Origin of the sequence: Pseudomonas sp. SIMBA_067 (genome assembly GCF_046534675.1) — a bacterium.
GTDB lineage: Bacteria > Pseudomonadota > Gammaproteobacteria > Pseudomonadales > Pseudomonadaceae > Aquipseudomonas > Aquipseudomonas putida.
In genome coordinates this window covers 1-21326 of record NZ_JAWRYH010000020.1, presented here as the reverse complement: position 1 = coordinate 21326, position 21326 = coordinate 1, and the positions used below count along the sequence as shown (strand labels likewise).

At 63.3% G+C, this 21326-nt stretch carries 19 protein-coding genes; 8 read left to right on the top strand and 11 right to left on the bottom strand.

The features are described 5' to 3' along the window. Positions 1–14 precede the first annotated feature (14 nt). Positions 15–1745 (top strand): acyl-CoA dehydrogenase, encoded by a 1731-nt coding sequence (locus tag SB765_RS27270; RefSeq protein WP_410910146.1) that lies wholly within the window; start codon positions 15–17, stop codon positions 1743–1745. On the opposite strand, the gene SB765_RS27265 is transcribed toward SB765_RS27270, so the two are convergent. Together SB765_RS27265 and SB765_RS27260 are read right to left on the bottom strand one after the other, a co-directional pair. Next, positions 1726–2751 (bottom strand): formylglycine-generating enzyme family protein, encoded by a 1026-nt coding sequence (locus SB765_RS27265; protein ID WP_410932234.1) that lies wholly within the window; start codon positions 2749–2751, stop codon positions 1726–1728. The two genes, SB765_RS27270 and SB765_RS27265, sit on opposite strands and share 20 nt — an antisense overlap. Further along, positions 2748–4439 carry an arylsulfatase gene (locus SB765_RS27260; RefSeq protein ID WP_410932233.1) on the bottom strand — a complete coding sequence of 564 codons (1692 nt, stop codon included), beginning with the start codon at positions 4437–4439 and terminating at the stop codon, positions 2748–2750. The genes SB765_RS27265 and SB765_RS27260 overlap by 4 nt, the downstream gene beginning before the upstream one ends. 249 nt (positions 4440–4688) lie before the next feature. Between SB765_RS27260 and SB765_RS27255 the strand changes: the two genes are divergently transcribed. Together SB765_RS27255 and mhpT are read left to right on the top strand one after the other, a co-directional pair. After that, positions 4689–6080: an alginate export family protein gene (locus SB765_RS27255; protein WP_156859853.1), complete on the top strand. Its 1392-nt coding sequence runs from the start codon at positions 4689–4691 to the stop codon at positions 6078–6080. A 33-nt stretch (positions 6081–6113) separates the two neighbouring features. Next, the gene (mhpT, locus tag SB765_RS27250; RefSeq protein WP_341796033.1) at positions 6114–7346 is read left to right on the top strand and encodes a 3-(3-hydroxy-phenyl)propionate transporter MhpT; all 1233 of its coding nucleotides are present in this window, start codon (positions 6114–6116) and stop codon (positions 7344–7346) included. Here mhpT and SB765_RS27245 read toward each other — a convergent pair. Together SB765_RS27245 and SB765_RS27240 are read right to left on the bottom strand one after the other, a co-directional pair. Next, a complete protein-coding gene (locus SB765_RS27245) occupies positions 7343–8353 on the bottom strand; it encodes a 5'-nucleotidase (RefSeq protein ID WP_341796032.1) in 1011 nt (336 codons plus the stop codon). The two genes, mhpT and SB765_RS27245, sit on opposite strands and share 4 nt — an antisense overlap. 59 nt (positions 8354–8412) lie before the next feature. Continuing rightward, entirely contained in the window at positions 8413–8658 is a 246-nt protein-coding gene (locus tag SB765_RS27240; protein WP_016499054.1) for a hypothetical protein, read from the bottom strand. 357 nt (positions 8659–9015) lie between these two features. On the opposite strand from SB765_RS27240, the gene SB765_RS27235 reads away from it, so the two are divergent. After that, the gene (locus SB765_RS27235; protein ID WP_341796031.1) at positions 9016–9894 is read left to right on the top strand and encodes a helix-turn-helix transcriptional regulator; all 879 of its coding nucleotides are present in this window, start codon (positions 9016–9018) and stop codon (positions 9892–9894) included. A gap of 498 nt (positions 9895–10392) precedes the next feature. After that, complete coding sequence (locus SB765_RS27230; protein ID WP_341798902.1) at positions 10393–10779, top strand: hypothetical protein; 387 nt, start codon at positions 10393–10395, stop codon at positions 10777–10779. A 174-nt stretch (positions 10780–10953) separates the two neighbouring features. On the opposite strand, the gene SB765_RS27225 is transcribed toward SB765_RS27230, so the two are convergent. The 3 genes from SB765_RS27225 to SB765_RS27215 form a co-directional block, all read right to left on the bottom strand. After that, positions 10954–11931 (bottom strand): D-2-hydroxyacid dehydrogenase family protein, encoded by a 978-nt coding sequence (locus SB765_RS27225; protein ID WP_410910148.1) that lies wholly within the window; start codon positions 11929–11931, stop codon positions 10954–10956. A gap of 61 nt (positions 11932–11992) precedes the next feature. Next, positions 11993–12484, bottom strand: coding sequence for a DUF1543 domain-containing protein (locus tag SB765_RS27220; protein ID WP_063426858.1), 492 nt, complete (start codon positions 12482–12484; stop codon positions 11993–11995). A gap of 216 nt (positions 12485–12700) precedes the next feature. Further along, complete coding sequence (locus tag SB765_RS27215) at positions 12701–13612, bottom strand: LysR family transcriptional regulator (RefSeq protein WP_049276468.1); 912 nt, start codon at positions 13610–13612, stop codon at positions 12701–12703. A 94-nt stretch (positions 13613–13706) separates the two neighbouring features. On the opposite strand from SB765_RS27215, the gene SB765_RS27210 reads away from it, so the two are divergent. Then, positions 13707–14882 carry an MFS transporter gene (locus SB765_RS27210; RefSeq protein ID WP_410932232.1) on the top strand — a complete coding sequence of 392 codons (1176 nt, stop codon included), beginning with the start codon at positions 13707–13709 and terminating at the stop codon, positions 14880–14882. A 151-nt stretch (positions 14883–15033) separates the two neighbouring features. Here the strand turns inward: SB765_RS27210 and SB765_RS27205 are convergent, their stop codons facing one another. From SB765_RS27205 to SB765_RS27190, 4 genes are all read right to left on the bottom strand, one after another. Further along, positions 15034–17517 (bottom strand): TonB-dependent siderophore receptor, encoded by a 2484-nt coding sequence (locus tag SB765_RS27205; protein WP_410932231.1) that lies wholly within the window; start codon positions 17515–17517, stop codon positions 15034–15036. 96 nt (positions 17518–17613) lie between these two features. Further along, positions 17614–18582: a FecR family protein gene (locus tag SB765_RS27200; protein WP_341796026.1), complete on the bottom strand. Its 969-nt coding sequence runs from the start codon at positions 18580–18582 to the stop codon at positions 17614–17616. Then, the gene (locus SB765_RS27195) at positions 18579–19085 is read right to left on the bottom strand and encodes a sigma-70 family RNA polymerase sigma factor (protein ID WP_341796025.1); all 507 of its coding nucleotides are present in this window, start codon (positions 19083–19085) and stop codon (positions 18579–18581) included. The genes SB765_RS27200 and SB765_RS27195 overlap by 4 nt, the downstream gene beginning before the upstream one ends. Before the next feature lie 80 nt (positions 19086–19165). Further along, complete coding sequence (locus SB765_RS27190; RefSeq protein ID WP_341796024.1) at positions 19166–19789, bottom strand: glutathione S-transferase family protein; 624 nt, start codon at positions 19787–19789, stop codon at positions 19166–19168. Between the two features lie 198 nt (positions 19790–19987). Between SB765_RS27190 and SB765_RS27185 the strand changes: the two genes are divergently transcribed. Beyond that, positions 19988–20287 carry a DUF3077 domain-containing protein gene (locus SB765_RS27185; RefSeq protein WP_410910151.1) on the top strand — a complete coding sequence of 100 codons (300 nt, stop codon included), beginning with the start codon at positions 19988–19990 and terminating at the stop codon, positions 20285–20287. Positions 20288–20366: 79 nt separating this feature from the next. Continuing rightward, positions 20367–21089: a hypothetical protein gene (locus SB765_RS27180; protein WP_341796022.1), complete on the top strand. Its 723-nt coding sequence runs from the start codon at positions 20367–20369 to the stop codon at positions 21087–21089. Positions 21090–21326 lie beyond the last annotated feature (237 nt).

Genomic DNA, 21326 nt, shown 5'->3' with positions numbered 1-21326 from the left:
ACGCGAGGTAGCCCATGCCCTGGAAGGCGCCATTGGCGGATATGCAATTCGTGCTGCAACACTGGCTGCGGGCCGAGCAGGCCTGGCAGGCAATGCCTCCCTATGCAGATATGGATCTCGACCTGGCCACTCAGGTGCTGGAAGAGGCCGCCCGGTTCAGTGAACAGGTGCTGGCCCCGCTGAATGCACCGGGCGATCGCCAAGGCTGCCGCCTGGACGACGGTAATGTACGCACGCCGGAGGGTTTTGCGGCGGCCTATCGTGCCTATGTCGAGGGTGGCTGGCCGGCGCTGGCCTGTGCCCCTGAACTCGGCGGGCAAGGGCTGCCGATGGTGCTGGACGCTGCCTTGCAGGAGATGCTGTTCGCCAGCAATCACGCCTGGGCCATGTACACCGGCATCGCCCATGGCGCCTACCTGTGCCTGAAAGCCCATGCGTCTGACGAACTGCAGGCGCGCTATCTGCCGGGCATCGTCAGCGGCGAGACCCTGCCGACCATGTGCCTGACCGAGCCTCAGGCCGGCAGTGACCTTGGCTTGCTGCGTTGTCGCGCCGAACCCATGGGCGACGGCCGCTACGCCGTTACCGGCAACAAGTTGTTCATTTCTGGCGGCGACCACGACCTGACACACGACATCGTGCATCTGGTGCTGGCGCGGCTAACGGACGCGCCGGCGGGCAGCCGTGGTTTGTCGCTGCTGCTGGTGCCCAAATGGCTGGACGATGGCCAGCGCAATGCCGTGCACTGCGATGGCCTTGAGCACAAGCTGGGCATTCGCGGCAGCGCCACCTGCGCGCTGCATTTCGAAGGGGCCAGCGGCTGGCTGGTGGGACAGGCGCACGGTGGCCTGGCCGCGATGTTCGTGATGATGAACTCGGCCAGGCTGCATGTCGGCCTGCAGGGGCTGGCGCATGCGCAGGCGGCTTGGCAGTACGCCAGGGAGTACGCGTTGGAGCGCCGGCAGATGAATGCACCGGGGCAGCCCAAGGGCGCTGCCGACCCCATTCACCTGCACCCTGCCATGCGCCGCATCTTGCTGGAGCTGCGTGTGCGCACCGAAGGCATGCGGGCCCTGGGCTACTGGGCAGCCCACTGGCTGGATATTGCCGATGCATCAGCTGACCTCGCACAACGGGCCAAGGCCTCGAAGCTGGCAGCGCTGTTGACGCCCATCATCAAGGCCGTGTTCACCGACCTCGGTTTCAACCTGGCCAGCAAGGCGCTGCAGGTGTTCGGCGGCTATGGCTACACCTGCGAGTTCGCCATCGAGCAAACGCTGCGCGACAGCCGCATTGCGATGATCTACGAAGGCACCAATGAAGTGCAGGCCAACGACTTGCTGCTGCGAAAGGTGCTGGGTGATGGGGGCGAAGGCTTTGCGCTGCTGCTGGTCGAGTTGCGGCAGGAAACTGGCGTCGGCGAGGAGGGTGATGCGCTGCGCAGGGTTTGCGACACACTGGAAGGGGTGCTTGCCAAGGTGCAGCTCAGCGCAGCAGATGACCCCGAGTACCCGTACCGGGCTGCGGGCGACTTCCTGCAACTGTGCGGCACAGCCTTGCAGGCCTATGCCTGGGCCCGCACGTGCCGCTGCATTCAGGCGCTGCCTGTAGACGCGCCGCAGCGCCTGGAAAAGCAGGAAAGTGCCCGTTACTTCTTCGACTACCTGCTGCCCGATTTCGACCGGCAGGTGGCGGCCATTGAAGCGGCCGCGTCACCTTTGCCGTTTATTCACGAACCGTTCTGAACCCCACGTGCGAGGTCGCCATGAACACCGGCTGCGGTTGCCGCGCCGAGGGCCGGTAGCGCATGCACCGGTCTGCCGAGCACAGGTGCGAACCGCCCTTGATCACGGCCACTTTCACCCCAGGTTCGGCGGGGTCGAAGCTTTGGTCCAGGGTGGGGCCTGGCGGGTCGAGGGCGGCGTCACGCTGTGGGTCGTGGCCAGGACGATAGCCCGTTCGGGTCAGTTCCCACACATTTCCCCCTGCATCGAACAGGCCAAAGCGGTTGGCCGGGAAGCAACCCACCGGTGAGGTGCCGGTGAAACCGTCGGCTGCCGCGTTGTGATAAGGAAACTGGCCCTGCCAGGTATTGGCCATGATCCGGCCTTTGGGCAGTTCCGTTTTGCCCCAGCTGAAGTCGGCATCCTGCAAGCCACCGCGCATGGCGTATTCCAGCTGGGCCTCGGTGGGTAGCGTGCGCCCGGCCCAGTGTGCATACGCCTGGGCATCCTCAAGCGCCACCTGCACCACCGGGTGGTTTTCCAGCCCCGCCACGCTGCTGCCAGGGCCCTGAGGGTGCCGCCAACTGGCCCCCGGCACGAACTGCCAGCCCGGGTTGAGTACATCCGGCCCTTGCGGGAACACCATTGCGCCAGGCACGCGCAGGTGCTCGGGGAGGGTAGGGTCGTCCTTGAAGCGGATGCCCCGTTCGGCATGGGTGAGGTAACCGGTAGCGGCTACGAAGCGTGCAAACTGGGCGTTGGTGACCGGATGCACATCGATCCGGAAGCCCGACACGCTTGCCGCCTGTGGCGGGCCTTCTTCGTCATAGAAACGGTCCGAGCCAAAGCTGAACGTGCCGCCTGGCAGGCGCACCATGCCGTCACGCCAGGCGCCTTGGCGCGCTGCGGGCAGGCCACTGTAGCCGTTGCACAGCAGCACCGGCGCCGGGGCTTCTGGCCAGGCGCTGTAGCCCAAGGCGAGCAGGCCGGCGGCCACCAGTGCGCAGCCGGCTACTCGGGCAATCATGGCTTGCTGGCCACGGCCGGGGTGGCCGGGGTGGCCGGTTTGGCAGGGCTTGCAGGGCGGCCATCAGCGTCGATAGCGATATTGCTGCGCTGCGCATACGCTTTCCAGTCGCGCAGCATGCTGGCGACCTGCTCGGGGTGATCGGCAGCGATGTCGTGGTGCTCACCGGGGTCTTTGCCCAGGTCGTACAGGTGCCACGCTGGCTTGCCATCGGTGGCATCCCACAGCAGTTTCATCGGGCCTTTGCGCAGCGAGGCGCTGCCGTTGATTTCCCAGCCCTGGGCTTCGTCCTCCGCGTGAATTCGCGTGTCGTGACCCTGCAGGTAGCCCAACGCCGACGTGCCTTGCGGCGGCACGATATCGCGTTCCCGGTACTTGATGCCGGGCATGGGGGCACCCGCCAGTTGCAGCAGGGTTGGCATGATGTCCCTGACACTGGCCAGTTCTTCGCTGCGCCCGGGCTTGATCGTTGCCGGGTAATAGACAAAGGCGGGCACGCGGATGCCGCCCTGGTAGGTAGTCATCTTGTAGCGGCGGCTGGGCAGGGCGCTGACTTGGGCCCAGGCCGCGCCGATCATCAGGAACGAGTCACGTTTGCCGTAGTTGTCCAGGTTGTTGTCGAAATGCTGCCTGATCCAGTTCGGGTCGACGCGGGTAGCGTTTTCCGGCCCGTTGTCGGACATGAACAGGATCAGCGTGTTATCCAGCTCGCCGGCCTTGCGCAGGTGATCTACCAGCCGACCGACTTCGGCATCCAGTGCGGCGACCATGGCCGCGTACACCTCCATGGTGCGCGCTGACTGGCGTTGCTGCTCAACGGTCAGTGACGCCCAGCTCGGCACACCCTCCAGTTGCGCTTGCCGCGGGAAGTCCGCCGGCACCAGGCCGGCCTTGCGCTGGCGCTCCAGGCGTTCGTGGGCAATGGCCTCGTAGCCCTGATCGTAGCGGCCGCGGTACTGCGCAAGGTATTTTTCAGGCGCCTGCAAGGGCCAGTGTGGCGCGGTGTAGGCGGCGAAGGCGAAGAAGGGTTTCTGGCTGGCCTTGCCTTCGTCGATGGCGGAAATCAGGCGGTCTGTGAACCAGGTGCTGGAGTAGAAGTTGTCGGGCAGTTCGACGGGTTTGCCGTTGTGCTGGAACGTTGCGCTGTAGTTCGACTGCAAGTCCATGTTGGCTTGCTTGAAGTGCGCAGCGCCCCCTTCCAGCAGCACGTAGGCCTGGTCGAAGCCGCGGTTTTGCGGCTGCTGCGCGGGCTGCATGCCCAAGTGCCATTTGCCGGAGATGTAGGTGCGGTACCCGGCATCGTGCAGCAGTTCGGCCAGGGTGGCGACGTTGGCACCGAGCACGCCTTCGTAGCCCGCACGCACTTCGGCGCCGGCCGGCAGGCGCTTGCGTGCTTCGGCCATCATGCCCAGCCCGGCAATGTGCGGGTCATTGCCCGACATCAGCATTGCCCGGGTGGGGGAGCAACTGGGCGCGGCATGAAAGTCCAGCATCAGGCGGCCGTCGGCCAGCAGCTTGTCCAGGTGCGGGGTCTGGATCTCGCTGCCCAGGGCGGACAGGTCGGAAAAACCGAGGTCATCGGCGACGATCAGCAGAATGTTTGGTTGCTTAACTGTTTGCGCAGCCATAACCTGGCTGGCGCCGAGCATGAGCAGGCCGAGGGCGGCAAGGGGTTTGAGGCAGTTCATGTAGATGCTCTTGTTGTTTTAATGAGGGTTTTTGCACGTAAGACGGCGGGTCAGACGCCGCGCAGGACAAATACTAGCCACCAATGGCGCCTTGTCGCAGCCCTTGTGCGCATTTGTGTTCGATCAGCGAACGCAGAATGGCGCGTGCCTCTTGCGGGCGTCGATTGGCTATTGACGGCAATATGATTAACAAAAATAATCGTTAACAGAGTTATCCAATTTTATAAAAACAAGTAAAGGGAAATTCTGATGACGAGGCCGTTGAACCGGGCGTTGGTGCCCGTTGTGCTGCTTTCGCTGTGCCAGTACGTGCAAGCGGCCAGCCCGCTTGAAGACAGCCGGCCAGGCCGGCCCGGCGCTCCGCGCTGGGTCGAGGACTACCGTTTTCTGGATGACCCCGCCAAGGCCAGCGACCCGTTCGACGGGCTGCGCTACCATCGCTTGTCCGAGTCGGCCTGGCTGCAACTGGGGGCCGAGGCGCGTTACCGCGCCGATGCGCTGAACCAGCCCTTCTTCGGCTTGCGTGGCCTGAAAGACGATTCCTATCTGTTGCAACGGTTGCAAGCCCATGCCGACCTGCACCTGTTCGATGATGCCCTGCGTACCTTCGTGCAGGTAGAGAACACCCGGGCGTTCGGCAAAGACCTGTACTCACCCAATGACGAAGGCCGGAATGAAATCCGCCAGGCATTCATCGACTTCAACCACGACTTTGCCGCAGGGCGCTATACCACGCGGGTCGGGCGCCAGGAGATGGCCTTTGGTGACCAGGTGTTCGTCACCTACCGGGATGTCCCTAACCTGCGCCTGAGCTTCGATGGCGTGCGTGCCAGCCTCAACCTCAAGGACGGGCGCAAGCTCGATGCCTTCGCTGTCAGGCCGCTGAAAACAGGCGAAGACAGTTGGGACGACGGCAGCAACAATGCGGTGAAGTTCTACGGCCTGTACGGCACCTTGCCGCTGACGGCCGTGTGGAACATGGACCTGTTTGCGTTCGGCCTCGAAACCGACGACCGCAGCCTGGCTGGCGAGACGGGGGATGAGCAACGCTACACCTACGGCACCCGCCTGTTCGGCCGCTATCAGGCCTTGGACTGGAGCTGGAACCTGGCCGGGCAGGGTGGCCACCTGGGCGGCGCTTCGATCCGTGCCTGGGCGGTGTCGAGCGACAGCGGCTACACCTTCGACCACCCTTGGCAGCCACGCCTGGGCATGCGTGTCGACGCCGCCAGCGGTGACAGTGACCTGGGCGACGGCAAGGTCGGCACCTTCGACCCGCTGTTCCCGCGTAACGGCGTTTACGGTGAGGCCAGCCTGACCACCTTGAGCAACGTGATCGTGGTCGGGCCCACGTTCGGCTTCTCGCCCTGGCGCACGGTGCGCTTCGAACAAGGTGTGCTCGAGGTGTGGAAGCAGCGCGAAGAAGATGGCGTGTACATGCCTGGCATGAGCCTGCTGGCCAACACCCGTGGCACCGGTCGGCATGTGGGCACCATCTACCGTGCCAACACCCGATGGCTGGCGACACCCAACCTCACACTGGATCTCGACATGAAGTACTACGACGTCGGTGCTGCCATCAAGGAAGCCGGCGGCGAAGACTCGTCGTTCGTTTCCTTGCGTGCCACGTTCAGGCTTTGACTTCCCGACCCATAACAACAAAAGGGGCCACACATGAGTCATTCATCCTCATCTTCAAGCAAGCCGGTACTTACGATCGGCCTGTGTTTTCTGGTGGCGCTGCTGGAGGGGCTGGACCTTCAGGCCACCGGGGTAGCAGCGCCGCACATGGCCAAGGAATTCGCGCTGACCCCGGCCATGCTTGGCTGGGTGTTCAGTGCCGGGCTGCTGGGGCTGCTGCCCGGTGCGTTTATTGGGGGCTGGCTGGCCGACCGGCTGGGCCGCAAGGCCATCCTGATCGTGGCAGTACTGTTGTTCGGCGGCTTCTCCCTGGGTACCGCCCACGCTGATACGTACACCACGCTGCTGATCGCACGGCTGATGACCGGGTTGGGGTTGGGGGCCGCCTTGCCGATCCTGATTGCCCTGGCCAGCGAGGCCGCACCAGAGCGCCTGCGCAGCACGGCGGTGAGCCTGACTTACTGCGGCGTGCCCCTGGGCGGGGCGATCGCGTCGGTCATCGGCATGGCCGGGCTGGGCGAAGGCTGGCGGACGGTGTTCTACGTGGGTGGTATCGCCCCCATCGCGATTGCCTTCGTGCTGATGGTATGGCTGAAGGAGTCCCAGGCGTTCCGTGCCCAGCCCGCGGCCAGCGCAGCCGGCAACGGCATGCTGGGCCAATTGTTCGGGCCGGGCCAGGCAAGCCGCACCTTGTTGCTGTGGGTGGCGTGCTTCTTCACGCTTACTGTGCTGTACATGCTGCTCAACTGGTTGCCATCTCTGTTGATTGGGCAAGGCTACAGCCGGCCACAGGCGGGCGCGGTACAGATTCTGTTCAACCTGGGCGGCGCTGCAGGTTCGTTCCTCACCGGGCGAATGATGGACCGGGGCTTCGCCGGGCGGGCCGTGTTCATCGCTTATGCCGGCATGCTTGTCTCGCTGGCGGGCTTGGGGTTGTCGAGCACTTTTGGCCTGATGTTGCTGGCCGGGTTTACTGCGGGCTATTGCGCCATTGGTGGGCAGTTGGTGCTGTATGCGCTTGCGCCGACGTTGTATGCGACCCAGGTGCGCGCGACCGGCGTGGGGGCTTCTGTGGCGGTAGGGCGCCTGGGCTCGATGGCCGGCCCGTTGGCCGCAGGGCAGATCCTGGCGGCGGGTGCGGGAGTAGGTGGCCTGCTGCTGGCGGCGTCCCCTGGCTTGGTGGTGGCGGCATTGGCGGCGCGTGCGTTGTTGGGGCAGCGTAGCCGCCCGACCACCAATGCCCCGGTCGAGGAAGTTGCTCGCTAGACAGGCTGGATGGCACCGGCAACGCCGGTGTCGTCCTGCTCCTGCACAGGCGTGTCGAGCGGGGAGAGCGTCGTTGAACGCCCCCTGTTCGCCACCCCGAACGGCACATGCACCATCGGCAAATCCCCCGCCGGCGACTGCAAGTGGCTGCGCTGGTCGTCGAAGAACACATGCGGCTTCAGAATCGACAACACCCTGGGCTTCTCCATGCCGCCGAGAAAGAAGCACTCGTCCGGCGATACGCCCCAGTCCTTCAACGTCGTCACCACCCGCTCATGTGAAGGCGCATTGCGCGCCGTGACAATTGCAATGCGCAAGATCCGCTTGTAGTCCGGGTTCTCGGCCAGCTTGCGGTCCTCCAGCATGCGTATCAGCGAAAGCTTGCGGTACAGGTCCGCCAGCGGCCCTGGCGAATGCGGAATGCCCTTGTGTACACGCTCGTGCTCCTGAAAGTCATCCAGGTTGTCGTTGCGCTTGTACACGCTCTCCGCCTCGTCGTCGGCAATCACGCCATCGAAGTCGAAGGCTACGCGCAATTCGGTGTCGATCTCGTCATCGTAGATGCGCGTCGGCAGCACCCGCCCGGCCGGGTAGTTGGCGTCGATGGCTTTCTGCACGTCTTCCTCATTGGCACTGAGGAACAGCGAGGCGTTGAATGCCGGGATGTACTCGTAGGGCGAGCGGCCCGACATGAACGCCGCGCGGGTGATGTCCAACTGATAATGGTTGATCGAACGAAACACCCGCAGGCCGGTTTCCGGGGAGTTGCGCGAGAGCAGCACCACCTCTACCGGCAGTTGCTCGGGGAAGGCCTGGTTGATACTCAGGAAGCGGCGAATGAACGGGAACGCCACGCCTTTGGGGAATGGCTCGTCCAGGTTCTGCTGCTGGTGATGGCGGTACGCCTCGACGCCTTGGGTCTTGTAGATGTCGTCCGAGACCGTGAGGTCGAACAGCGCACTCGAGGCAACGCCAATGACCAGTTTCTGTTCGATGGGGTAGGGCATTGAGCAACTCCTGAGCCTGTGCTGATGGCAAGTGTACGCCTGCGCGGTGACGAAAGCCCTCAGGCCTCCGGCACCAGTCCGAGCAGCACCTGAACCTGGCGCTGCAACTGGCTCACATGCTCGCGCTCTGCACGCAGCGCGGACTGCAGCTCGCGGTTTTCCTGTTTATGGATGCGAGCGGAGCGCTCCAGCTCGCGGTCCCCTTGCAGCAGGTCCCACATCTCGCCTTGGCGAGCGTGCTGCAGACACACCAGCAGCAGGGTGATACCGCAGACGCCCAGCAGAGAGATTTCGATAGCTTCCATGTGACGCTTCCTTGGGTAGTGGCAGTTTGCCGGTAAGCGAAACGATATGTCCATAAAGGCTACATGTCGATAATGGAGACTTGTACAGGTAAAGCAATGGTGCATATCCGGCGGGCTGCTTGCGGGCAGGGTAGGATGAGTGTTGAAGGCCATTTGATATCATGGCTGCCGGCGACGCTGCGCTAGACAAGCCCTTGGCTGCAATCGCGCTGTATCACAGCGGCGATGAACGATTCTGTCAGCATATGCCTGTTTACTTTACATATCTGTCAGGCTTGATGTGCAAACGGATGGATATGTATGATCAGGCGACACGTCATCTATCAAGGTGCTTGTTGCCACCCTACAGGAGCCGACATGAAACGCACGCAACGCATGGAGCAAACCCGCTGGGACCTGGCCTTGCGCTACCGGTTGATCGAGACGGTGGTCTGGTGGGAAGGTCGGCTGACCACCAATCACCTGATCCAGAGTTTCGGCATCAGCCGCCAGCAGGCGTCGAAGGACATCAACACCTACATCAATGACTACGCGTCGAAAAACCTGGTCTACGACAAGCAGATCAAAGGCTATGTCCCGACCCGACAGTTCAAGCCGCTGTTCATCGACGACAGCGCCAGCGCCTACCTCGACCTGCTCAATCAGAACAACGAACGCGCCCCACATATCGAAGGCCTGGCCTTGGCCTATGCCCACACCGAAGTGCTGAAGGTACCCGACCGCTCGGTCAAACCCGAGGTCCTGCGGCCGTTGCTCAAGGCCTGCCGCGAAAAGCGCCGCCTGGACATCGACTACGTGTCGTTCAACACCCCCGAACTCGAGGGACGCATCATCGCCCCGCATACGCTGGTGTACACCGGCATGCGCTGGCATGTGCGGGCCTATTGCGAAAAGAACCGCATGTACCGCGACTTTGTACTCAGCCGTTTCCGTGGTGTGCCAGATGTGCACGAAGAGCAGACCGAGAATGGTATCGAACAGGACGTGGAATGGAACACTCCGGTCGATGTGATCTTCAAGCCGGACGAACGCCTGACACCCGCGCAGCGGGCCATCATCGAGGTGGACTACGGCATGACCGACGGGCAGTTGGTGGTGGGCAGCTCCCAGGCATTGGTCAAGTATGTGGTGAAGCGCTTCGGGGTGAACCCCAACATGCATGATGCAAGGCCCGAAGCGCAGCAGCTGGTGCTGGCGAACCGGGCCGAACTGAAGCCTTGGCTGAACCTTGATTGAAGCTTGGGCAACGGCACGTAACGGGGCCGCAGGGCAGGTGCCTGTACTGCACGCGGCCACGCATTGCAGACCTCCCCGTTACCTGATCAACCACTCAAATCTCTCGTTCATCAGTGGATCCAGTGATGCCAATTTGATAGCTTTCCGCCCCTTACAGCTGTATCCGGATAGGAATTGATGAACCAGCTATACGAACACGGCATTCTGACCCCGCTCGCAAAGCCGATTGTGGACAGGGTGATCGAGACCGCCCTTGGCAATCTGGACGCTACTTCCGATAACAAGGTACTGCGTGGCCTCAACGATGCGTTGGCGGGCGAAATAGAACGTTTGAACGCAGACGTCGCGACCCCGGATGGCGACCTGCAGGGTCCACTGAGAGTGTTGCGCGAACTCAGGCAACAGCTCGACGAACTGCTGGCGCTGGCCGATGGTCATGCCTTGTGCAGGCAAGAGGTGGAGCGTCTGGCAAGTGTGCAAGGCCAGCATGAAATCGAAATGGCCGCGCTGCAGGCCAGTGCCGAGGTGCAGAACCGCAAGCTGGTGGCAAGTACCTTGGCCCGCGTGCAAAAGGAAGGGGTAATCCGCAAGAGCCTTGAGCAGTACCAGGAGCAGCTGGCCGCCAGCAACCTGGCACGGGAAGCGCTGTCTACCACGGTGACGACGGCTTTGAAGAGGCTTGCGCTGGCGACCAGCACCCAGGCTCAGCGCGTGGATAGCGTCGAGACGCATTTGGCCAGCCTGGTGGAGCGCCAGCGTGAATGCGAGCTGCAATTGCAGCAGGTGTGCGGGACGGGCTGGGCGGTGTATCTGGAGCGCAATGCAGTGCCGCTGGTGGCGTTGGCGGTGGCTGTGTTTGCGCTGGGGCTGAACCTGTTCGGTTGAACGCAACTTAAAGGCAAACTTCAGGCCTGCACGGTGCCTTTGGCAGCCTGCGTGCCCGCGAAGAATCCAGCGCGGTGGATGGCATCGGCTTCGCCGGTGTTCGCGGGCATGCCCGCGCCCACAGTGATCGCGCGAACTCTGACATTTTGAACACGGCAGTGGCTCCCGCAGGGCTCAGCGTCGAGCTGCCAGGGCCTCAGGGTTGGCAACGTTCTTTGGCTTTCCTTCGAAAAACGCCAGCACATTGTCGAAGGCATCGCCAAAGTACAGCTCGTAGCCGTTCTTCTCCACGTACCCCAGGTGCGGCGTACTGAGTACGCGTGGGTGGCGCAGCAGCGGATGGGCCGGGTCGAGCAGCGGCTCCTCCTCGTACACATCCACCGCCGCGAAACCCGGCCGCCCAGCATCCAGTGCCTGTAGCAATGCCCCTGGGGCAATCAGTTCTGCGCGGCTGACGTTCACCAGCAAGGCGTCGGGCTTCATGTTGGACAGGTCGTCGAAGGTCACCCCGTGGCGTGTCTGGTCGGACAGGCGCAGGTTCAGGCTGACAATATCCGCTTCGGCAAAGAATGCCTCACGCGAGGCAGCAGCGCGATGGCCATCGGCTTGGGCTGCGGCGCGGCTGCTGTCGCTGCCCCACACCAGCACAGGCATGTCGAACGCCTGGGCATAACGCGCCAGACGCTGGCCGATCTTGCCGTAGCCCCAAATACCCAGCAGCTGGCCGGCCAGCGCCTGGCCCAGATTGACCTGCCATTGGCCTTGGCGCAAAGCATCGATGGCCGGCACCAGTTGCCGGCGGGCATTGAGGATCAGCGCCCAGGCAAGTTCTGCAGGCGCCACCGGCGAGCCGCGCCCCTCGGTCACCGCAATGCCGCGTGCGGTGCAGGCAGCCAGGTCCAGGTGGCTGGACACCTTGCCGGTCTGGCTGATCAGCTTGAGGTTGGGCAGGCGGTCGAGCAAGGCGGCGTCGATGCGGGTACGTTCGCGGGTGAGTACCAGTGCGTCGGCATCGGCAAAGCGTGCTGCAAGTTGCTCCAGCGTGGCCGGCTGGCGCTCATGAAGCACGCTGACAGCGTGCCCGCTCAGCTTGCCGAAGCAGTCGAGCGTGCGGATCACATCCTGGTAGTCGTCGGGAATGACAATGCGCATGGTGGTCTGGCCCTGGCGGTACAGTGAAGCGTCGAAGATAACCCAACTGCGCGCATCAACGTCAGATCAGGATGTAGTCGCTGCGCACCACCACCGGCTCATGCGCCCCTTCGACCAGGTGCACGAACTGCCCGCCCACTTGGTCGATTGCCAGGCAGTCGTCGACATCGAGCAAAGCGTCGGTGTGCGGCTTCAGCCAGTGTGCCTGCATGCGCTGCTTGCCGAGGGCCTTGGCTTCGGTCTTGTTGTGGGCGGCAACCAGAAGGTAGCGGTGCGCCTCGCCGAACACATCGCGTTCGTAACCGCCGAGGTTGATGAAGTACAGATGCAGTGCGCCGCGGGCGGGGGCGTCCGGGCGCAGTTCGATCCGTTGGCCGTCCACGCCGTGCACTTCCAGCCACGAATCGATGTGCAAGCCTTTCGCGCTACCGAACCAGGCCTGGCGCAGCTGCGGGTAAGCCTGTTCGAAGGTGTCGGCCTGGGCGAATACCACGTCGTGGACTTCGATCTTGGCGCCGGGGTGGCGGCCTCCGAGCATGACGACGTAAAGCATGGGCGGTCCTTTGCGTGGTATTGAGAGAAAGTGTGCATTGTACCCAACCACAGCCAGTTCGATGAAGTGATGCCTGAGCATTGTGGGAGCGGGCATGCCCGCGAAGCAGGCCGCGCGGTGGATGGCACGGGCTTCGCCCGTCTCGCCCGCGCTGCCGTTGGATTCTTAGAATGCCACCGTGGCGCTGTGATGCCTCGCCGGGGACGAGTCCACCGATTACAAGGGATTGCGCAGGCCGCCAGACAGGTGCTCTACCAGAAAATCCACAAACACCCGTACCCGCGCCGGCATCGCCTGGCCACCGACGAACACCGCATGGATCGGCTCGCGGTCGTCAGGGTTGTAGGCCTCCAGCAATGGCACCAGCCGCCCGCTGGCCAGGTCGTCGACCACCGTGAAGGTACCGATGCGTGCCACGCCGGCACCGATCCTGGCCAGTTGCGCCAAGGCTTCGCCGCTGCTGCATTCGATATTGCCCGTCACCTTCAACGAGAATACCTGCCCGTCGCGGCGAAACGGCCAGTCGGGCGCGGCACGGCGGAAGTTGAAGCGCAGGCAGTTATGCCGGGCCAGGTCTTCAGGCTCAAGCGGGGTGCCGCAGCGTTGCAGGTACTCGGGCGAGGCAACCACCACCTGGCCGGTTTCACCAATGGCGCGGGCGCTCAATGAACTGTCCGGCAGGTGCCCGAAACGCAATGCCACGTCGGCCTGGCCGCCGAGAATGTCGGCCACTTCGTCACTGAGGGTAAGGTCAACCAGCACTTGCGGGTAACGTGCGCTGAAGGCCGCCAGTAGCGGTACCACGGTCAGCCGGGCATGGCCCAGCGCAGCGCTTACCCGCAAGCGCCCGCGCGGCACGCCCTGGTCGGTGATGGCTTCTTCCACTTCGAGCATGTCGGCCAGCACCCGCCGTGCACCGCGCAGGTACGCCTCACCCTCGGGGGTGAGGGTGATCGCCCGGGTGGTGCGTAGCAGCAGGCGGGTGCCCAGGCGCTGTTCGGTGCGGGCGATGATGCGGCTGACCGCAGAAGGCGTCAGGTTCAGTGCCCGCGCGGCGGCCGACAGGCTGCCTTCTTGCGCCACCCTGGCAAATATCTCCATCTCGCCGGATCTTCCACTGAAGTCCATTTGTGCCTCGTGCGCAAAGGTGGTTGGCAAAAAAGCAGTCTAGTGCGCTTTTGAAATGGATCGTAGCATTTGCGGCATAGATAAGGAGCTTGCCATGCGTATCAATCCACCTCTCGTCGCACTTGCCATCGGTGCCTTTGGCATCGGTGTCACCGAGTTCGCCCCCATGGGCATGTTGCCCAGTATCGCCACTGACCTTGGCGTCTCCATCCCCGCTGCCGGGCTGCTGGTCAGTGCCTATGCCATTGGCGTGCTGATCGGCGCACCGCTGATGACCCTGGCCACGGTGAAGATCCCGCGGCGTTATTTGCTAATCGGGCTGATGGCCATTTTCACACTGGGTAACCTGATGTCGGCCCTGGCCAGCGATTACACCAGCCTGCTGGTGGCCCGTGTGGTCACCTCGCTCAACCACGGTGCCTTCTTTGGCATCGGCTCGATTGTCGCGGCCAGCGTGGTATCGCCCGAGAAGCGCGCCGGGGCGGTGGCGGCAATGTTCATGGGCTTGACCCTGGCCACGATTGGCGGCGTGCCGCTGGCGACCTGGTTTGGTGAAATGCTGGGTTGGCGCACGGCATTCTGGGGTATTGCCGGGCTTGGCCTGGTGGCGATGACCACGCTCTGGTACGCGCTGCCCAATGTGCCGTCGCCCAAAGGTGACGGGGCCATGGCCGAAATCCGGGTGCTGGGCCGCGGCCCAGTACTGGCGGCGTTGCTGCTGACGGTGGTGGGTTCCAGTGCGATGTTTACGGTGTTCACCTACATTGCGCCGATCCTGCAGAGCGAGGCGGCGGCGTCCACCACCTTCGTGACAGCCATGCTGGTGTTGTTCGGTGTGGGCCTGACCTTGGGCAACGTGTGGGGCGGCAAGGCGGCAGACCGCTCGATCGACCGCACGCTGATCTTGTCGTTGGCGTTGTTGATTGGCGTGCTGCTGGTGTTCCCGCTCGTGCTGGACTGGCCGCTGCCGACGGCCTTGGCGATCCTGGTCTGGGGCGCGGCCAGCTTTGCACTGGTGCCGCCACTGCAGATGCGGGTGATGGAGGCAGCCAAGGATGCGCCCAACCTGGCATCGGCGGTGAACATTGGTGCATTCAACCTGGGCAATGCGATTGGCGCGGCGCTGGGTGGCGCAGTGATCAACGCAGGTTTGGGCTACCCGGCGATTTCCCTGGCGGGCGCGGCGATGGCGGCGCTGGGGTTGGTGATGGTGTTGCTGTTTGCCTGGCGTGGGCGGGTGGTGGCAGCGGCGGGGCAGGTTGTGGTGTAACAAGCCGAGATCGCCGGGGGCGCTGTGCGCCCCTATCGCGGCACAAGGCCGCTCCTACAGGGGAATGCGATCTGTTGTGGGAGAGGCCTTGTGTCGCGATAGGGCTGCAAAGCAGCCCCAGGATCTTGCAGGTGGAACCCCTCGACACACCTCAGAACTTGCCGCGCAAGGTCAGCATGTAGTTGCGCGGCGCGCCGTACCAGTTGCCGGTATCGCTGGCATCCACGGTCTGGTAGTAGGCCTTGTCGAAGAGGTTGTTGCCATTCAGCGTGGCCGTCCAGTGTTCATCGATGCGGTACTCGACCAAGCCGTTCCACACCGCATAACCGGCCTGGCGGAACGCATACGGGTCTTGCTGGCTGAGCCCACCGTCGGGCAGGCGGCGCTGGATGAAGCCACTCTTGTAGCTGTCGCTCTGGATGGTGGCACCCAGGCCGACCTTCCAGCGCTCGAACTCGCCGGGCAGTTGGTAGGTGGTAAAGAACTTGAACAGGTGCTTGGGTGTTTGCGTGCTCATCGGCGTGCCGTTGTTGGCGGCATTGCCGGCAACACGTTGCCTGTTGATGTTGAAGGTGTAGCCGGCCATGGCTTGCCAACCGGGGGCCAGCTCACCGGAAATCTCGCTGTCGATACCCTTGCTGATCACCTCGCCAGAGGCGCTGTAGAAACCTTGGCCAGTGCTCACCGCTTCGTTCAGACGCTTGGTGTAGTAAAGCGCGCTGGACAGGTTGAGGCGCCCATCGAGCAACTCGCCTTTGGTACCGAACTCGTAGGTTTCGCCCTCGATCGGGTCCAGTGGCTGGCTGCTGGGGGACTTGAAGGCGGTTTGCGGCTGGAAGATCTCGGCATAGCTGGTGTACAGCGACCACTGCCGGTTCAGGTCGAGCACCAGCGCGCCAAACGGGGTGATGACGCCGCGGTTGCTTTCCTTGACCCGGGTGTCGGCATTGTTGAAGACCGGGACCACGGTGCGGGTGTTGTCACGGTAGTCGGAGTAGCGTGCGCCCAAGGTCAGGTGCAGTGGCTTGGCAAGCTGCGCCTTGAAGGTGGCATATGCACCGGATTTGCGCTGGTTCCAGTCGGGATTGTAGTAGTAGCTGGGGGGTGTGCGCGGCTTGGGCATGGCGCCGGCGTCACCTGTGGTGATGTCGAAGGGCACGTTGATGTCGCTTACTTGCGACAGGTCGCTGTCGTCGGAGTAGCTGCGCATCACTTCTTCATAGTCGGCGCCGACCAGCAGTTCGTGGGTCAGGCCAAAGGCTTCGAAGGTGCCGGACAGGTTGGCATCGAACAAGTCCTGCTGGTTGTTGTAACCGCGGATGAAACGCTTGAAAGTGGTCTGGTTGGTGTTCGGGTCGACGGCGGCGCTCACTTCGCCAATGTCCTGGGTCGAATCGAACTTGCTTTTGGTGTAGCTGGCCTTGAGCTTCCAATTGTCGTCCAGCGCGTGCTCGACCTTGGCGAAGTACTCGGTGCGCTTGTAGTTGTTCGCGGACCAGTCGGCGGCCAGCGAGCGGCTGCGCGAGGTGCCGATTTCGGTGCCGTCCTTGTAGCGCACCAGGCCCCGGTCCCAGTAACCGTCCATGTCTCGCCATTCATAGGTGCCGCCGATGCTCACCAGGGTGGCCGGGCTCAGGTCTGCCTCCAGGGTGCCGAAGATCACGTGCTTCTCGCTGTCGGCATTGTCGTAGAAGTATTTCTTGTCCTCGAACGACATCGCCACGCGGCCGCGAAGTGCACCGTCGAACCCCAGCGGGCCAGTCAGGTCGACTTCGGAGCGGTAGTTGTCCCAGCTGCCGGCCGACTGGCTGATGCTCAGCTGGTTGAACGGCAAGGCGCGCTTGCGCACCAGGTTGATGCTGCCGCCCGGGTCGCCAGTGCCGCCGAACAAACCATCGGAGCCACGTAAAACCTCGACGTGGTCGTACGCGGTCATGTCGGGCAGGGTGTCGAAGGCTTCGTTGCGCAGCATCGGTGCGCCGCCGTCGGTCTGGATACTGCGGATGACGAAGCCACGCGAGTAAATCTGGTTTTTCGTGTCGTTGCCGCCGACCACGGTGATGCCGGTGGTCTGGTCCAGCACCTGGGTCAGGCTGGTGAGGTGCTGGTCATCCATGCGCTGGTGGGTCATAACACTCACCGACTGCGGGGTTTCGCGCAGGCTGCGTGGTGTCTTGCCGCCTGTGCTGATGGCGCCTGTGGTGTAGGAACCGGTGTTCTCGGTCTGCTCGCCGAGGTTGGCAGTGCCGGTCACGTTGGTCGGGTCCAGTGCCACAGCACCCAATGGCAGCGGTTCGCTGGCCGGGATCAGGCGGTAGCCGCTGTCCTGCGGCATGGCTTGCAGGCCGCTGCCGACCAGTAACTGCTGCAGGGCTTGTTGGCGGCTGAAACTGCCGCGCAGCCCGGCGCTGTATTTGCCGGCCAGGTCACCCGGGGTAAAGGCAATGTTCAGGCCGGTGCTGCGGCTGAGGGCAATCAGGGCTGCATCCAGCGAACCGGCCGGGATGGCCAGGTCGTAGCGGGTGGCGGTGCTGGCGCTGTCGGTGGCATGGGCCAAGGGCAGCGTAGCCAGGCCAAGGCTGGTGCAGAACAGGGCTTGGCGGATGGCGAGGCGCAAGGGGGCGGGTCGGGTCACGTGGGGTTCTCGTTGGCAATTTGAGTGTTCTGCTGTGTATGCCGGGCGAGATTGCAAACCCCTTCACCCGGCGAGCACTTTTTTTGCCGGGTTGTTTCAGGCGCTCAGGCGCACCCAGTAACGCGTCATTGCCTGTACGCGCAAGCCGTGGGTCTGGGCGATGAAGGCCAGGGTGGCGTCGGTGTCGGTGAGGTTGAAATTACCGCTGATAGTACGTTTCGCAACCTGTGGGTCGCAGCCAAGGTAGCCGTTGCGATAACGGCCGAGCTCGTCAAGCAGTTCGGCCAGCGGCATCGCCCTCGCGGTCAGCAGGCCGTCGCGCCAGGCGGCGGCGTCTTCGGCGTTGCCGGGCAGGCGCAGCGCGTTGTCACGGGTTACCCGCCAGGTTTCTCCGGGTTGGGCAACGGCATCGGTACCCGAGCGTGGCTGTATGTTCACGGTGCCTTCGGCAACGCCCAGGCGGCAGGCGTCGGCGTACTGACGTATGTTGCAGCGGCTGCCGTGGGCGGTGAACGTGGCAAAGGTGGTGGTGACCTGCAATGGGCGCTGTTGCAGGCTGGCACTGTCGGCACCACTGACCAGGTACAGCTCGCCGCGCAGCAGTTCGATGCGCCGGTGCCGGGCATCGAAATACACACGTACGGCGCTGTCGGTATTTAGCTCCAACTGGCTACCATCAGCCAGGGTCCAGCGCTGATGTTCGCCGACACGGGTGCTGTAGTCGGCCATCAGCCGCTGCCAAGGCGCGGTTTCGCGGCTCCCCCAGGCGGTGGTGCCGACTGCCGCGAACAGCGCCAGCAGTTTCAGCACCTGGCGCCGTTGCAGGCGGGCTTCAGGCAGTTTTTCCAGCGCCTGGCGCGCCAGCCCGCTCGGCACACCGGCAAAGTGCCCGCTCAGGCTCTGCATGCGCGCCCAGGCCAGCCGGTGGGTTTCGTCATCCGCCAGCCAGGCCTGGAAGGCCGCCCGGGTAGCAGGGTCGGGCCGGTTGTAGGTGAGACGGATCGACCATTCGATGGCCTGGTCTACTGTTGCGCCGGGTAGCGCCGGCAGTGTGCTGGTGCTCATGGCGTGCTTTCGAAGACAAGCTGATAGCAATGGCGCAAGGCTTTGCTGAGGTCTCGTTCCACGGTGGACAGCGACACCCCCAGCTGTTCGGCAATGCGCGGGCAGGGCATGCCATCCAGTTGTGCCAGCAGGAAGATGGTGCGTGTGCGTGCGGGCAGCGCGTCAAGCAGCCGGTCGATGGCCACCAGTGCCTCGATGGCCAGGGCACTGGTCTCCGGTGATGGCACTTGGGCCTCGGGCAGCTGCGCCAGCGTCTCCAGCCAGGCCCGCTCGATGTCGCGATGGCGCCACAGGTCGATGACCAGCCCGCGGGCGATCGTGCGCAAATAGGCACGTGGCTCCAACAGCGCCTTTGCCTGGCGCCTTTGCAGTACCCGGACAAAGGTGTCGTGGGCAAGGTCGGCAGCATCCGCTGCACTGTTCAGCCGATGGCGCAGCCAGCCTTGCAGCCAGCCGTGGTGCTCGACGTAAAGATGCTCGATGGGGTGTCTGCTGCCGGGCATGCCACTCTTCCGTGTTCGCGCACTAATGGTAATGACTCGCATTATTACCCAATGCCCGGCAGTGAAACCAGTGTTGTACGTTACGGCGTACCGTTACGACCGTGCAGGTGATAGGCCGGGCGTTCGCTCAGGCGTTCGTAATAATCGCGCACCGCTGGCAGGTGCGGGTGCTCGAACGGCGTTTCGAACCAGCGGTTGACCGAGAGGCCGATAGGGATATCGGCCAGGGTGAACTGGCTGCCGGCTACGTAGGCACCGGTGCTGGCCAGTTGGCGGTCGAGGATATGCATGTAGCGCGACCATTCGGCGCAACCGGCGGCCAGTGCTTGCGGGTCCTGGTGGGAGGGGGAGTGCCTGACCAGTGACATGAATGCGTAGCTCCACGAGCGGTTCAGGTCCGAGGCCTGCCAGTCGATCCACTGGTCGATCCTGGCCCGCGCCTGGGCATCGTCGGGGTAGAACGCGGTGGCACCGTAGCGGTTGGCCAGGTAGCGGATGATGCTGTTGGACTCCCACAAGGTGAAGTCGCCATCCTGGATCACCGGGATCATGGCGTTGGGGTTCAATGCCAGGAACTCCGCGCTGTCAGTGGCCTTGAAGCCAGCGCCCCAGTCTTCGCGCTCGAATGCGACCTCGAATTCGGCGCAGGCCCACAGGACTTTTCGCACATTGATGGAAGAAGCTCTGCCCAGTATCCGTAGCATGGTGTTCGTCCTGGTGTGGGGGAGGTTGATCGTCCGACACTGGCAGGTGCCGGTCAAGGGGCTGATCGGTGGCAGAGCGCCCATTTCATGGGGTTCGTGTAGTCCATTTCTGAAAGTGGTTCTTTCCATCCTGCTGGTCATTGTGATGGGGGAGGTGGCGTCCTAGGCTGGGGATGCTCATAACCCCGAGGAATGGACATGGACAACGACACCCCGAAAAGCAGCAAGCTCAATGTCGTGCCTGCAGCGAGCCGGTTTGGCAACGCCGATGCCGAACTGGTGCAGATGAAACCGCAGCTGCCAATGAGGACCGCGCTGACGGAGGCCTCGGGCATCATGGGCTGCATCACTGAAATTACCCGCAAGGCCATCGACAGGCCAGCCGACCGCAAGGTGATGATGCAGGCCACGTTCTATCTGGCCGGCATGGCCAAGGCACTGATCGATGGCCAGCTGCAGCAGGTGCGTCAGGCGCGTGAAGGTGAGCGCGAACCCTAGTCAAGCTTGCCTGGGGGCCTTTAACTTGGCACCCTTGGGCGGTTTGAATCGTCTGTATCACCACAGAAGGAAGTTTGCATTGAGCTGGGACAAGGTGGGGAAACTCCTCGTAGCCGTGCTTTTAGGCCTGATGGTGCTTTTGACCGCCTACGTGTTGCTCAGGAGCAGCCCGCGCCTGGAGGCGTCACTGACCTATGCCTACCTCACCTATCCCACCCAGTTCAGCGAGCGCATAAGCAAAGCCAGCGAGCAACTCAAGTATGAGCAGTTGCAGGGGCGTATCAACAGTATCGGCCAGGGCGGTCTAAGCCACGATCAGGTCGAACGCCTGATTGAGATGGCCCAGGCACCCTATGCGCAGTTGTTCGCCAAGCCCTTCGAGGCCGGCCTGGTCGATCACCGTACCGGCTTGCTTATCGAACTGCGCAACAGTGGTGACGCGCCGGTACGGGAGGTAAAGATCCGTCTGCCAGCCAAGGGCCTGGTGCAGGTGCGTGATGCTGCCGGCAACGACACCCTGCTGGAGACCGCTACCGCGCAGGTGGACATCCCGGCCATCGAGCCGGGTGGCACGTGCAAGGTCTGGGTCTATTTCGATGCAGACTATTTGCAGATTCGCCAGGGCGGGGTCAGCATCAGCCACGCCGACGGAGTGGCCAATGTGCAGGTGTACCACGAGGTCATCGGTTTTCCAGCCACCGTGGCCCGCTACAGCCGCGAGTTGATGGTGTTGCTGGGCGTACTGGCGGTCAGCGTGCTGGGCCTGGGTTATGCCTGCCTGGCACGGCGTAGACCGCGGTAAACGCCTCACCTGCAGGAGCAGCCTTGTGCTGCGAAGAGGCCGGTACGAGCGACACTGATGCATCGCCTGAACCGGCCTCTTCGCAGCACAAGGCTGCTCCTACAAGGAGTTTGCAGGCTGTCAGCGTCTGTGAGCCACACTGCGTCCCAGTGGGGATAAACGCCAATCCACGCATAGAGGCTGGAGCCGCTTTCGGTGTTGGCAGATCATTACCCCGTTTCACGGCGATACGCTTGT

What these genes read in the sequence shown, in the direction of transcription:
- SB765_RS27215 (WP_049276468.1), bottom strand. Translation starts at nt 13,612, where the DNA reads ATGGACTTCAGTGGAAGATCCGGCGAGATGGAGATATTTGCCAGGGTG.
- SB765_RS27265 (WP_410932234.1), bottom strand. Translation starts at nt 2,751, where the DNA reads ATGATTGCCCGAGTAGCCGGCTGCGCACTGGTGGCCGCCGGCCTGCTC.
- SB765_RS27210 (WP_410932232.1), top strand. Translation starts at nt 13,707, where the DNA reads ATGCGTATCAATCCACCTCTCGTCGCACTTGCCATCGGTGCCTTTGGC.
- SB765_RS27225 (WP_410910148.1), bottom strand. Translation starts at nt 11,931, where the DNA reads ATGCGCATTGTCATTCCCGACGACTACCAGGATGTGATCCGCACGCTC.
- SB765_RS27190 (WP_341796024.1), bottom strand. Translation starts at nt 19,789, where the DNA reads ATGCTACGGATACTGGGCAGAGCTTCTTCCATCAATGTGCGAAAAGTC.
- SB765_RS27245 (WP_341796032.1), bottom strand. Translation starts at nt 8,353, where the DNA reads ATGCCCTACCCCATCGAACAGAAACTGGTCATTGGCGTTGCCTCGAGT.
- SB765_RS27240 (WP_016499054.1), bottom strand. Translation starts at nt 8,658, where the DNA reads ATGGAAGCTATCGAAATCTCTCTGCTGGGCGTCTGCGGTATCACCCTG.
- SB765_RS27195 (WP_341796025.1), bottom strand. Translation starts at nt 19,085, where the DNA reads ATGCCCGGCAGCAGACACCCCATCGAGCATCTTTACGTCGAGCACCAC.
- SB765_RS27270 (WP_410910146.1), top strand. Translation starts at nt 15, where the DNA reads ATGCCCTGGAAGGCGCCATTGGCGGATATGCAATTCGTGCTGCAACAC.
- SB765_RS27255 (WP_156859853.1), top strand. Translation starts at nt 4,689, where the DNA reads ATGACGAGGCCGTTGAACCGGGCGTTGGTGCCCGTTGTGCTGCTTTCG.
- SB765_RS27230 (WP_341798902.1), top strand. Translation starts at nt 10,393, where the DNA reads ATGGCCGCGCTGCAGGCCAGTGCCGAGGTGCAGAACCGCAAGCTGGTG.
- mhpT (WP_341796033.1), top strand. Translation starts at nt 6,114, where the DNA reads ATGAGTCATTCATCCTCATCTTCAAGCAAGCCGGTACTTACGATCGGC.
- SB765_RS27260 (WP_410932233.1), bottom strand. Translation starts at nt 4,439, where the DNA reads ATGAACTGCCTCAAACCCCTTGCCGCCCTCGGCCTGCTCATGCTCGGC.
- SB765_RS27185 (WP_410910151.1), top strand. Translation starts at nt 19,988, where the DNA reads ATGGACAACGACACCCCGAAAAGCAGCAAGCTCAATGTCGTGCCTGCA.
- SB765_RS27220 (WP_063426858.1), bottom strand. Translation starts at nt 12,484, where the DNA reads ATGCTTTACGTCGTCATGCTCGGAGGCCGCCACCCCGGCGCCAAGATC.
- SB765_RS27200 (WP_341796026.1), bottom strand. Translation starts at nt 18,582, where the DNA reads ATGAGCACCAGCACACTGCCGGCGCTACCCGGCGCAACAGTAGACCAG.
- SB765_RS27235 (WP_341796031.1), top strand. Translation starts at nt 9,016, where the DNA reads ATGAAACGCACGCAACGCATGGAGCAAACCCGCTGGGACCTGGCCTTG.